This window comes from Prochlorococcus marinus CUG1433, assembly GCA_017644425.1.
In the GTDB taxonomy this organism is placed as follows: domain Bacteria; phylum Cyanobacteriota; class Cyanobacteriia; order PCC-6307; family Cyanobiaceae; genus Prochlorococcus_A; species Prochlorococcus_A marinus_U.
Genome location: JAEPLN010000001.1, coordinates 1,234,945 through 1,247,605, shown reverse-complemented (window position 1 = coordinate 1,247,605; position 12,661 = coordinate 1,234,945). Strand labels below are relative to the sequence as shown.

Here is a 12,661-nt window from a genome sequence, read left to right as displayed (position 1 = left end):
GAATAACAAATTTTTACCTCGATATATGACATTCTCAAAATTTATAATATACCAACAATCACGTTTTGTTTTTAATAAACAATCAAAAAGATAATTGCTCTTAAATCTACTTTATTTAACTTTTCTCAACATGGGAGACCTAAAAAACATTATTTTAATGCTAAAAAATAATATCGAAGCGGTAAGAGCAGGCAAGATATAAAGTATTAATTCTGAACTTACTAAAGAGGGGATCCTTGCAAAAATTAAGTGCATGAAATAGATTGCAAATGACATATTTATTTTGGTTTCTAACATATTTATAGCAATTATTCACATTATGAAACTTCATTCTTGTCTTAAATTCAAAAAATAATCATTAATAAGGGTCAACCTGTATCCCTACTAGCTGACCCTCAATATATATTAATTTAAATTAGCTCGATATGAGGATTTATAACTTAAAAAAAGGTTTCTTGATGTGATTTCATATTTCCAATTTTCAAAATCATAATCAAGAAACCATATCGACGTAAGAGTATATTTTGATACATATTTGTTGCACTATTAAGACTAACCAAACAAAATCATGAATTTCTAGAAATTTTCTTTACATAAATAAATAAATATGTTATATTTGTTTACAAATTATTCTTTTAAAAATGACTCCTGAAGCAGAACGTTTTAATGGTTGGGCAGCAATGTTGGGTTTCGTCGCAGCAGTTGGTGCTTATGTAACTACCGGACAGATTATTCCAGGTTGGTTCTAATGAAAACTACAGAATCTAAAATTGTAGAAAAAGAAAAAATTGTAGCTGAAAAACTTAACGGAAGATTTGCTATGGTTGGTTTCATTGCTCTCATCGGGGCTTATCTAACTACTGGGCAAATAATACCGGGATTTATTTAAAATTATTTCTAGTTGCTTTATCATAAAACCGAATTCAAAATTCGGTTTTTTTTGTTGCATTTTAAATTATCTTCGTTTCGTGTAAAGAAAAATATTCAAATTTTATTTTTAGAATTATATAAAAAATAGTATAAAAACTAATAATCGTTTAAGACTATTCCCTTAAAATAAATAAGTGTATTTCTAATCAACTGTACTATTAACTATGGACAAGAAATTTTTTAAAAATTGATTTAATTATTAATTTAGGGGCAATATTTATAAAACAAAAAAAATATAGTCAAGATTGATAATTAATTAAATAATCTTAATTTTACTTTCAAACATAAAAAAATTAATAAAACACTGTTAAAGTCATAGTCTTATGATTTTTTTATATGAGAGTAAAGCTGGAACCAGATACTGCATTTATCGGCAAAAAATTTGCTTATCTATTTCTAGGGATAATATTCGGACTTAATATAATAGTGTTTATTTGGTTTTTCCTTTTTTCAAATTTAACTTAAATTATAGAAAAAATGAAAGTTAATATTTAGAAAATACCTGGAATTATTTGGCCAGTAGTAACGTAAGCACCAATAAGTGCAATAAATCCAATCATAGCCCATCTTCCGTTTACTTTTTCAGCATTTTGAGGATACCCATCATAAGAAACGGATTCGTCTATGTAAGGTCTAGTTTCAGACGGGAACATATTTTGTCTACCACCTGATTCTGTTGTAACTCCTGAGTTGGACATTTAAAAAAAATAAGTGTAACTAAATGTAACACAAGTATTAATTTTTGTAAAGCTCGAAGAATGGTTTCAGGCCCTATAACTTTTGCCGCTTATAAGAATTCAAGCAGTCCTAGCAGAATTAATTTATGTGGATGTTGATAATAGGCGATAAAATAAGCATTTATACTCACACTAAGTAAATTTACTTAGTAATATTAGGTTATAGCATTTAGGAAGTGCTTAGCCGGTTAGGTTTAGATAATCTGAATTTAACTTATTCGTCATGAGAGCTTGCAGGTAGGGATACGGGCAAGCTCTTTGAATCCAATCACAAAATTAAGTTATTAATGAGACTGACAAAATAATCTTATAATCAAACACTTTTCTTAAGCTTAATTCCAAAATTAATTTTATTGCATTATCTAATTACCAAAATATTAGGTAATTAATTATATGGCTGCCAAATTAATATACTTTTGCTAAAAAGAAACTACATAGTAATTTTTTAATGTCTTTAGATTTTATCCTAATTCCTTTAAGTATTATTGCGATTTTATGGCTATTAAATAGAGAAAAAAAATCTTATTCTACCAGTAGCAAAGTAAATAAATATTGAAAAATAGAAATAATTCACTTTTAGCGGATTGAAATATTTTTTTTAAATGCTCTTAATTTATTATTCCAAAAAGCAACTCTTTAGTTTTAATGATGAAATTTTTGTCCAATATAATTTAGAACGGTTCAATTGTTCTTGTTTTTCCATGCAATGAATGCAATTACATTTTTTTTCCAGTACTTTAGAACCCATAAATAATTAAATTTATCCTAATTAAACAATAAATTTAATTAATTTCAATCCATAATCTCTTAATTTGGATTCTAAAATTACTTATTTTTAAATTTACTAATAAAATATAGAATTTATATTTTACTTGATCGTTTAATTATTAATAACGCTACTGTAAGAGATAGGAAAACTGGTGTCCAAGCAGCTAAAAAAGGATTCAAAATTCCCTTAACTCCAAGGGAACTGGAAAAGAAAGATAAAACATAATATCCAAATATAAGAAGAACACTTAATCCAAATCCTTGACTTTTTGATGATCTTGAAATTGATCTAACACCAAAACCACTTCCTATTAAACCGAATACTAAACAAGCTGCTGGCAGAGTGAATTTTTCCTGAATTCTCACTCTCATTCTTCTGGCTTCTTTTACATTGCCAGACTTTTTATATAGGGCCTCTGCCTTTTTTGCTTGTTTTAATGTCATATCATTCGCATCCGAGGGTACTTTCGCTAACTCCCTCGGACCTTCTCCTAAAGGATATTGATATTTATCAAAATTAATAAAACTTACTGTCCCATCATCTTGAGTAATAGTTAATCGACCATCATAAAAGATCCAAAGATTACTTTTTTGATCAAATTCTCCTTTTTTTGCCTTAAGCGTTTGTTCAATACCTATTCTTGAGTAATCAATAAGAGTTACCTCTTCCATAAAATTATTGCGAAAAAATTTTGCATAAAAAATATGAGTTAAATTTTCATTCGATTTCGAAATCTGATTAGAAGAATCAATTTGCGAACCATATCTGGAGAACATAATATGCTTTCCCTCTTCACTACCGATAGCTTTTCCCAAAGAAGACCTCATAATATTTTCTGCTACTCGATTAGAAATAGGGACAAGATTATCATTAAAATTAAAAGTTATAAATGTCATTAATAATGAGAGCAAAACTACCGGCAAAATAATTCTTTTATTTGTGTACCCTAAACTTTTTAAAGCCAATAATTCCGAATTAGAGGATAGTTTCCCATAAGCCAATAAAGTAGCCAGAAGCATTGACATTGGAAATGATAAAACAAGGAAACCGGGAAGTTTTAAAATCAGAACTTTTAATGCAATTTGGAATGGCAATCCAAACTCAACGATTTTTCTTACCAAATCAAACATTATTCCAACACTTAAACTGACTGCAGTAAATGCTCCGATTGCAAAAAACATAGGTGGTAGCAACTGACCAATTAACCAACGATCAATAAGGGGGACCTTCAGAATTAATTTCATAAAGTTGCTTCTTATTAATTTTATAAACATAAATTCATAGTACATATTAAAAAAATTAAGTAGAATTTCTCCATACAAACGAACTACTAGCTAAATAATTCCAAGCATAAACAATAGCTATGCCTGCCATCTGAGCAATAAATGTGTCTGCAGATATATATTTATAAAAAGCTGTTGTTATGCCAACATTTGCAATTACAGGCAATGAGGCAACCAAAAGAAATTTCAAAAGACCAACCAACAAAGCTGAATTCTTTAATCTATCGGATCGAAAAGTAACCTGATTATTAATTAAAAAATTTGATGTCGCTGCAAAAATCACAGCGAAAGGTAGCGCACTATAAAAATCAATTAAAAATATATGCACTAAAAATGAAGTAATAAAAAGTTGAACAAATACACCAGAAAGACCAACTAATCCAAAACTTATAGCCCTTCTTGGCAATAATCTAAAAGTCAGGTTATGAATAATTGATATCAGAAAATCCCAAACAATGGCTATATCTAATTTTGAATTCCCAAATCTTCTCTCCTTAAAAACTAATGGAATTTCACTCACATTCAGGTCACCTTTACTTAAAGAAAGTAATTCATATAAAAATTTAAATCCATTAATTTCAATTTTTCGTATAATTTTCCTGGTCATTTCTCTTTCTAAGCAAAAACATCCACTCAAATAATCCGTTAATTTTGAATAATTTTTATGCAAAGATATTCTGGCCAATTTATTAGCAATTTTTGACCCTAAACTTCTTTTATTTGATAATCCTTCTAGTTTAGAGTTGTTAAGAAACCTGCTTCCAATAACAACATCCAATTTATTTTTATTAATTTCCTCTAACATTTCTAAAATAAAAGATGGATGATGTTGACCATCACCGTCAAGAACTAACAAATATTTTCCCTTAGCGAAAATCAAACCTTCTTTAATAGCACTTGATAAACCACACCTTCCAATTCTTGTTATTAATTTAATTCTTTTATTTAGCTCCATATATTTATTGACTTCATCGGAAGTTCCATCTGGAGAATCATCATCAACAACTATAATTTCATGTTCAAAATCATTTATTAAGGCAGTTAAATTCTTCAAAAGGGGTACTATATTTTCGACTTCATTAAATGTAGGTATAACTATCGATATCATTACTTTGGACTATTAAACCTAATTATTATATAGTATCTTAATTCAATACTAAAAAAATATAACTCGGATGAATAGTATAAAAAAGAAAATAGAGTGGGATAAATATATTGTTGCATTTAGTCCAATTTTTCTTATTTTTTACATAAGTAATGAGACATATGCTATTGACTATAGAGCCTTTTATTTAGCAGGAAAATCTGTACTAAATAATCTAAATCCCTATTTAAATCATATCGCCCTAAGTAATGATTTCTATGGACCAATAAATTCTGAACTTTCAAAATTTTCTGGTTGGAAATATCCACCATTAGCATCCTATATTTTCACACCTCTAGCTTCTTTACCATATGAACTTTCAAAAAACATTTTTAATCTTATTTCTCTTTTAAGTATTTCATTTTTAACCTTCTTTACTATAAAAAAAAGAATTTTTGATATTAATCCTTATTCCTTAATTATTGTTGGAATTAGTTTTCCTGCTCTATCAATTATATCTAGAGGTCAAATAGAAATTTTGATAGTTTCTGTGGCATTGATTTCTCTACATTTTTATAAAAAAAACAAAATTTTTTTAAGCGCTAGCTTAATTGCAATTTTAGGTTTTATAAAAGTATTTCCTTTATTATTATCAATAACCTTTTTAAAAAGTAATAGAAAAAAGAAATTTTTCATATACCTAATAATTTCATTATTAATACTTTACTTTTTAAACTTAATTTTATGTCCTATTGAATGGAGACAATCATTTATTGAAAGAATAACCATTCCATGGAACCAAATGCCACTTGGAGATTTGAAAGAGCTTCCAAATAATTTAGGAGTCATAAAAGATTCTATGATGGTAAGAACATCCGACGCAAGAAATTTATTTCATTCACACTTTTTTGTTTTTGGATTTGCTAATCCCCTGCTATCTAAAAATTTATTTTTAAGCGGAATTATTGGCACTATTGGAGCTCTCATTTGCCTCTTTAAGTACTCAAAATATTCAACAATCTTATGCTTCTTTACAATAATGAATTGGATTAATATAGTTAATCCAATATCATGGATAATGGGTTTATTTTGGTACGTGCCCCTATTTATCTTTAGTTATGACAAAATAAAGTCCTCATTAAAAATTATTATCGCTCTTCCATTAATACTTCCACCATTTCTAAATATTTCTGGCTACTCAGCAGCTCTTATCTCATTATTTATTATGAGATTTTTCTCTAAGGAAAGTTTAAATAATTTTTATCTTATTAAAGATTGATTAATCTTGGCTTATACAATTCTAATTTTTTATTTAAAAATAAGTGATTTAATCTAATTTCATATATCCAACCCAATCTGGAGAATTATCTTGATCATTCAATTCATCTTCTAATTTTAAATCTATTTCCCAATGATCTAAATTTTTTATAACTTCACAATCATCTACATCAGAAATCTTCTCCACAAGAGAAAGATTATCTTGATGAGTTTTTCTATACCCTAATAACCATTTAGATTTTGCTATTTTTTTTGCATCTTGTGAGTTTTTAGCTACAACAAGACCAAATTCATGCCTTTCTTGCATAGAGTCTTTTTCGTATCCTCCAAGATTAACGAACCATAATTTTTTTTTATTTTTTACATTATTGTTGAAATTAATCTTTTTGTTACTATCTTTTTTTATTCTTCTCAGATTTATTTTATATCCGTCTACCCATTCAATCTTTTTATAACTATCAATATGTAATCCATTTGGGGATCCGAACCAATTATTCCTTAAAGAATCAAAAGTATCTTCTATTTTTGAACCTACTTCCCATCTTACATCATGTAATTCAATATTTGCTTTTGGGGCTCTTCCACCAATAAAGATTAGAAAAAGAAATTTATCATCTTTCATAATCTTTTTTAATATTAAAATTTACTAATTACCTTCTAAGTTAATACATATTTTTTTGATAGTAAAAAAAGTATCGGTAACGTTTTCTCTTTAAAGGTAAAATTTCAAATAAGCAACATAGAAGTCACCATTAATTAAACCACCCTTTCTTTTTAGGATTAACTTCCGGCGATGTCTTTAGTTTTGGTTTTTCATCAGTCCTGCCTTTTATAATCATTAATGGAACTAAGCCCCATAAAGCTAAGAATAATATCCAAAATAAGTAAATGTTCATTTAAGAAATCGATTTATATCATCATAAAAAAGTTACTTAGCTAACCGTGGGCAACTTTTTAAATTTTCTATGGATATAGATAAATAGAAAATAAATAAGAATTTAGATTATATGAGTTTCGAAAGTTTAAATTTCTAATTATAAAAGTATCAAGTTTAAAAAATTATAAAAATGCACTCATCATGACCACTACTTTGCTTCAGATGATGAAGAGTGCATCTTTATGATGGCATTAATAAAACTTATCCGTGATTTTAAATTAGCTTTTATATTCTAGAGTTATTTAATAAAATCCAAATTATGAAAAAATGTGATTTGTGTAATAAGTCAGATAAAATTCATTTCAGAGTTAAATCAATAATTCACAGAAACTGGATTTTTTGTTGCAAAGAATGTTGGAATATCATTTCAAAACAACCCCAATATTCCTTTGGTGGAACAAGGCGCTCAAAGGTATAAAAAATACAAAATTTAAATAAATATGAATAAATAAAATTCAGAATAGTATCACTCGCCCGATAAATTCAAGACCATTAGCGATTAATTACATAAGTAAGAAATCCAGTAAATGTAAGTAATTTAAATCCAATAAAAAAAGGCAAATATTTTCTTACCTTTTTGCCGACAGGTAATAATTTGTTAAATGATTTCAATATAGTTTGCATTTGAATAAATTATTTAGGATATTCTAACAAATATTTTTTTAAATAATACTAATTGTGATTTGTAGATTTGAAGTAGAAGATAAAGTTTAGAAAATTTATTGGATGCAAAGATCCAAAGGAAAAACGGATTTATCTATTTTTGATTTGCAAAATAATAGCGCTAATTAATGGTCCTATTATTTTTAGGTATCTCGACTATTTGTTTATTATTTATTATGTAAATTAAAATTATTAATTAACAATAGGTAATGGGTGAAATTTAATATTTATCTCAAAAATAAATAATTAGTACTTTTTCGCTAAATAATTTTCAGACAAAAATAAAAACTTTTGAAAGACTAACTCCTATATTTAAGGCTAATAAAGCAATTAGTAACTTACTCATTTTTTAGAAGTCTCAAGTATTTTTTTGTAAAGTTCTTCAGAAATCGGTTGCATAACCTTTAATAATCTATTGATAAAATAGTTATTAATAAATTAATTTCTCGTTACGAAATATACGAATATATATTTTTTTAAATAGGCAAAAAATATCTTCAACATAAGTTTTTCTTATAAGGTATCAATTAATACTCAGGTAAAAAATTCAATAAATGTCCAAACTTTTTTGAAAAAAAAATATAAATCTTATTTCAAGTAACGAGTTCCTCTATAAGTAAGCTTTATCACTTTTTCTTCTTGTTTTTTACAATACACAAATGACTTTCCATTGAAATACATGTTTACCATGATGCAGCTCCTGAAACTGCTCAAGTCCCCGTCCTATGGCTTGAGTCGTACTGCGGTCTATCAAATGGTAGATCGGACGATTTTGTAGTATTAACTACACTTTATTAATAAAGTATTTATACTTAGATGTCAACCATCAATGATAACTAAACTTCAATTTAAAATTGAATTCTTCTCTGATGAACTCCCTAAAAAGAATAAATAACATATAACCACGAGTAAATCCAACAAAAACCGAAAGTGATGCTAGTACTACACAAATTGGGCAATGTGGAAATCCCATTTTTAATTTTCCAATATAAATTTCAACTCGGCCTCTGCATTGAGAATATCAACTCTTCTTTTAAGTAATTTGAAAAGTTTAATTATTTTTTTCAAAATCAAACCTCCTCTAAACATCAACAATAATATTATTCCAAGAATGAAACCATCAATGAGCAAAAATACTGAATCTATTGATATAACTCAACTCTCGTAACATATTTATACAATAATTATTAATGAAATATGCTTATATACTCTTGATCTAATTAACCAATAAAGATTTATTTATGGTCTAATTTAGTAATTGGTAATCAAGCTCCATAGCAGTGCCACTTTTCTTTTGCCAAACAAATAGAACGGCTAAAATTCATTGCCCCATGAAGATTTAGTCCACCGCCTAAATTTTGAAACTGCAAATTTTTCTTAATCAATATAAATTATGCTTTTATGGGATAAATGTCTTGATAGCTAGATAATTTTATTTTGTATATTGATATTACAAAAATAATTAGGTTATCTAAATAAGTTACTAAATCCTCGTGGATAAAGCTTTAGTTAACTTTTTTTACTGGTTACTCATAAGATCAGCTGAATCTCATTATGGCGAATCATTTGTATCTATAGAAGTTCCATCCAAATCAATCAAAAGTTTTTCTTGATTTCAAAAAGTTTTTTATTTGGAGGTTTTTATATTTAAATTTATAGAATAACGTAGATTGAAAAATTTATTTTAGTTAAGTAAATTAATTATCTCTATTGCAAATAATGATGAGGTTGTTAATCTTGCACTTAAAGTAGATATTTAATTTCTTAAACTAATGCGATTAGATCACTTGAATGACAACGAAGATGATGGCCTCTTGTCAATAGAGGATTTAAGGGCTTTACGGCTTAAGAAACAGAAAATCGAAAGTGATAAAAGAGCCAGGAAATACATCCTGGAGATAAATCAAAGGTATAGAAAAATGAGTGCTCCAAAAAGTAATAAATTTTTTAAGAATATGAACCCTTTTAAGAAAGCCTCTTAAATTTTCTAATCTTGATTTAGTTAATTTGTTTAAATTTGCATCTTTCAGAGTAAAATTTTAATGGTGTTTCTTTGGAAGAGTTTCACCAAGAGGGGTCGATTTTTGGCCCCTTCTTCCACTAGATATTTTTTAATTGAAACTAGTTCTAAATTAGAAATAATCCTTTCTTAGAAACTAAATTAGACAGTGATTGAAAGTCAATCTAAACTTAGAGGAATAAACCCCTCTTTTTTTAATGTTTTATAATTTTCTTGCTGAAAAGATAATTACTCTTCTTATTTCTTTTAAGAGCTGATGAATATATCCCCACACCTATTAATTGATGCTGTGATATTAAGCTCTGCCCTTACAATAACTTTGGTATTAAGAGCAAAAGGTAATTCTGCCATAAAAGAAAAAGAAAATAAATGATTACTAAAGAAGAAGAAAAAGAGTTTAAAAAACCAAAATTATATAAAATTTGGAACTTTCTTATTTATGGAAGTTCCATTGCTATTGGATTTTTCTTAGTGTATTTATATTCTGCTTATGTCTTTATAAATAAATGATCTACATTTACGGCATAGTAATTAATTATGAGGTTCTTAGTCTTTTATTTCCTAATCGGATTGCATACTTTACTTTTAAAATGAAATGCCAATTTGCATAGCTACAAGATGACTTAATGAAATTTAAAAGAAGATTTATGATTAAGAATTAGATATTTTGTTTTTCATATTTTCAATTTTATTGATTAATTCATCTAACCACTCTGTATTATTTTGATCTTGTCTTTTATGATTCTGACTTTTTTGAGTACTCATAAATTTTTAATATTTATATAGTTTGTTTAATATATCTCCAGTAATTAAAGGAATCAATAAGCAATAATACACAAAATCCATCGACAGGAAAAGCATTAGTAGCATTTCATACAAAGCTAATCATCATAAACTAAATAAGAAATCTAAATCTCTTTTATTAAGTATTTTCTACGATGTTTTTATTTGAGATTCTGATTTGAATTAAGAAATATTATGTATGTTCCTATGGAAAAATCGTTTCTTAATTTCATTTATTGGATCCTATTAAAGTCAGCTGAAAGTTACTATGGCGATTCATTAAAAACAGAAGTGCCATACACACCTTATTTTTAGATATTGTGGACCTTAACTTTTAATACTAGAACTCTAGTTTTGTGGTTATTAGTTTCGTAAAGCAAAAATCTTGCTATTAATTAAATAGATACTTTTTATTAAATGCCATTAGACATATTTCTAATGAACATGTGTGTTGTAGTTATAGCTTTACTTATCAGAAGAGAAATTAAACTTAAGAAAGCAAGGTAGATTATGAAGACACAAATTTTTCAAAAGCAGTACATCCCAAATATCCATGCTATTACCCTATTACTAATGCTACTTCTTTGTCTTTGGTTGCCGTTAATGCTTAGATTCTTATTAATCATTTAGTCATAAAAATTAGTTTATTCTCTCGACATTGACTATGCTATTTACCAGTTTTATTTAAACTTTATAAACCTAGTAAATAACAAATTTCAAGCTTAGATGGAATATGGCAAGAGCTATCCTTTTAAAGAGCATATGAAAGGTCAATGGATAAATATTTGTAGTGACGATTTAAATTTAAGATCTTGGTGGGTAGATTCTGGAAATGAGTGTGAATATATATCCATAGTTTTACCAGAGGTATTTGGAATAAATAATTGGATAAGAAGTTTTTCTGAAAAATTAGCTGCACAAAATTTACCTGTATTAGCACTACCTCTTTATGGAAGAACGGCTCCAAATTTGGATTTAGGGTACAGCGAAGAGGATTTAAAATTAGGCAGGCATCATAAAAATTTAACTACTTTTAAAAATATTATTGAAGATGTTTCTGCAGGAATAAATTGGGTTAAAGAAAAATATCCGAAAAAGAAAATCGCTATTATTGGATTTTGTTTTGGGGGGCATGCAGCACTTATTGCTTCTTCTTTAAAAGGAATAGATAATTCATTTTGTTTTTATGGAGCTGGAGTTGCAACTCCAAGAACCGATACTAATTTTGCACCTATAGATTTGCTTGAAAAAGTTTCAGGTAATCTAAATTTTATTTGCGGATCTGCAGATGATTTGATTCCTTTAAAAGATAGATTAGAAATAAAAAAATTGTTTAAAAAATTTGATCCTTTAGAAGAGAGATTTAGTTATGTTGAAATTGAAGGAGCTGATCATGGCTTTATGTGCGAGGAGAGAGAATCATACGATAAAACTGCATCATTAATAGGTTGGAACTTATTGATGAAAGAATTAAAATGAAAGATTTTAATTATCTAAGTATTCTGTAAACTCAAGTTTTATATTGTCAATCTAACCTCGACCCTACTTTTTTAGATAAAGTACCTATATTTTCTTATTGATTTAAAAGTTATTATTTTTACAAATAATAGGATAAAAAAAATGATGAAACTTGCGATCATTTTCTTACCAATTGTCTTTGCACTTATATGGGCTTTGTTTATTGGGTTAAGAATAAATAAAGTAGAAAATAGAGATGGAAAGAGAAAATTAATTAATTATTAAAAATAAGATTTAAATATAGCTGTCTTCTTCCATCCTTCCTCTTTCTTGCATTTTTCTTATATCTTCGTAAGTATGCGTATATAGGCTTTCACATAGGGGTTGACGATTATGAAAATTCCAATCGAAATGATGAAAGAAATTAGAGAAAGTGGGTACGATAAAAAGCTTGTATATACCTATATAAGAGAGCTATTAGACAGCGATAAAGAAATTAAAGAAAATAACAATCTAGACCTTGTAGACAATTACTTATTAGATAAAAATTTACAAGAACCTGCTTCTGAAATGCTGATGGCAGCCGAGCTTTTAGACGATTACTTATTAGATAAAAGATTTATGAGAGAACTTGAAGATGAAGAATATGATGCTGCTTAAAATAACTATTAAATACGATTGACAGTCGATCTAAAATAAGGGGCATTAGCTCCTTTTTT

The 12,661-nt window shown here is 27.3% G+C and carries 10 protein-coding genes; 6 read left to right on the top strand and 4 right to left on the bottom strand.

The genetic code is table 11. The annotated features are described in order from the left end of the window. The first annotated feature begins 641 nt into the window (after positions 1 to 641). Together JJ842_07040 and JJ842_07035 are read left to right on the top strand one after the other, a co-directional pair. Positions 642 to 749 carry a high light inducible protein gene (locus JJ842_07040; protein MBO6971666.1) on the top strand — a complete coding sequence of 36 codons (108 nt, stop codon included), beginning with the start codon at positions 642 to 644 and terminating at the stop codon, positions 747 to 749. Further along, positions 749 to 889 carry a high light inducible protein gene (locus JJ842_07035; GenBank protein MBO6971665.1) on the top strand — a complete coding sequence of 47 codons (141 nt, stop codon included), beginning with the start codon at positions 749 to 751 and terminating at the stop codon, positions 887 to 889. Before JJ842_07040 ends, JJ842_07035 begins: the two co-directional genes overlap by 1 nt. 532 nt (positions 890 to 1,421) lie before the next feature. Here JJ842_07035 and JJ842_07030 read toward each other — a convergent pair. From JJ842_07030 to JJ842_07020, 3 genes are all read right to left on the bottom strand, one after another. After that, entirely contained in the window at positions 1,422 to 1,628 is a 207-nt protein-coding gene (locus JJ842_07030) for a high light inducible protein (protein MBO6971664.1), read from the bottom strand. Between the two features lie 900 nt (positions 1,629 to 2,528). Further along, the gene (locus tag JJ842_07025) at positions 2,529 to 3,680 is read right to left on the bottom strand and encodes an LptF/LptG family permease (GenBank protein MBO6971663.1); all 1,152 of its coding nucleotides are present in this window, start codon (positions 3,678 to 3,680) and stop codon (positions 2,529 to 2,531) included. Between the two features lie 55 nt (positions 3,681 to 3,735). Further along, positions 3,736 to 4,827: a glycosyltransferase family 2 protein gene (locus JJ842_07020; protein MBO6971662.1), complete on the bottom strand. Its 1,092-nt coding sequence runs from the start codon at positions 4,825 to 4,827 to the stop codon at positions 3,736 to 3,738. Positions 4,828 to 4,894: 67 nt separating this feature from the next. On the opposite strand from JJ842_07020, the gene JJ842_07015 reads away from it, so the two are divergent. Then, positions 4,895 to 6,082: a DUF2029 domain-containing protein gene (locus tag JJ842_07015; protein MBO6971661.1), complete on the top strand. Its 1,188-nt coding sequence runs from the start codon at positions 4,895 to 4,897 to the stop codon at positions 6,080 to 6,082. A 48-nt stretch (positions 6,083 to 6,130) separates the two neighbouring features. Here the strand turns inward: JJ842_07015 and JJ842_07010 are convergent, their stop codons facing one another. Further along, positions 6,131 to 6,703, bottom strand: coding sequence for a DUF1543 domain-containing protein (locus JJ842_07010; GenBank protein ID MBO6971660.1), 573 nt, complete (start codon positions 6,701 to 6,703; stop codon positions 6,131 to 6,133). A gap of 2,750 nt (positions 6,704 to 9,453) precedes the next feature. Between JJ842_07010 and JJ842_07005 the strand changes: the two genes are divergently transcribed. The 3 genes from JJ842_07005 (at position 9,454) to JJ842_06995 (ending at position 12,602) form a co-directional block, all read left to right on the top strand. Further along, complete coding sequence (locus JJ842_07005; GenBank protein ID MBO6971659.1) at positions 9,454 to 9,663, top strand: hypothetical protein; 210 nt, start codon at positions 9,454 to 9,456, stop codon at positions 9,661 to 9,663. Positions 9,664 to 11,246: 1,583 nt separating this feature from the next. Next, complete coding sequence (locus tag JJ842_07000; GenBank protein MBO6971658.1) at positions 11,247 to 11,963, top strand: dienelactone hydrolase family protein; 717 nt, start codon at positions 11,247 to 11,249, stop codon at positions 11,961 to 11,963. Positions 11,964 to 12,335: 372 nt separating this feature from the next. Further along, complete coding sequence (locus tag JJ842_06995; protein MBO6971657.1) at positions 12,336 to 12,602, top strand: hypothetical protein; 267 nt, start codon at positions 12,336 to 12,338, stop codon at positions 12,600 to 12,602. The last annotated feature ends 59 nt before the right edge of the window (positions 12,603 to 12,661 follow it).

Coding starts and splice junctions, on each gene's coding strand:
- JJ842_07040 (MBO6971666.1), top strand. CDS start 642: ATGACTCCTGAAGCAGAACGTTTTAATGGTTGGGCAGCAATGTTGGGT.
- JJ842_07035 (MBO6971665.1), top strand. CDS start 749: ATGAAAACTACAGAATCTAAAATTGTAGAAAAAGAAAAAATTGTAGCT.
- JJ842_07030 (MBO6971664.1), bottom strand. CDS start 1,628: ATGTCCAACTCAGGAGTTACAACAGAATCAGGTGGTAGACAAAATATG.
- JJ842_07025 (MBO6971663.1), bottom strand. CDS start 3,680: ATGAAATTAATTCTGAAGGTCCCCCTTATTGATCGTTGGTTAATTGGT.
- JJ842_07020 (MBO6971662.1), bottom strand. CDS start 4,827: ATGATATCGATAGTTATACCTACATTTAATGAAGTCGAAAATATAGTA.
- JJ842_07015 (MBO6971661.1), top strand. CDS start 4,895: ATGAATAGTATAAAAAAGAAAATAGAGTGGGATAAATATATTGTTGCA.
- JJ842_07010 (MBO6971660.1), bottom strand. CDS start 6,703: ATGAAAGATGATAAATTTCTTTTTCTAATCTTTATTGGTGGAAGAGCC.
- JJ842_07005 (MBO6971659.1), top strand. CDS start 9,454: ATGCGATTAGATCACTTGAATGACAACGAAGATGATGGCCTCTTGTCA.
- JJ842_07000 (MBO6971658.1), top strand. CDS start 11,247: ATGAAAGGTCAATGGATAAATATTTGTAGTGACGATTTAAATTTAAGA.
- JJ842_06995 (MBO6971657.1), top strand. CDS start 12,336: ATGAAAATTCCAATCGAAATGATGAAAGAAATTAGAGAAAGTGGGTAC.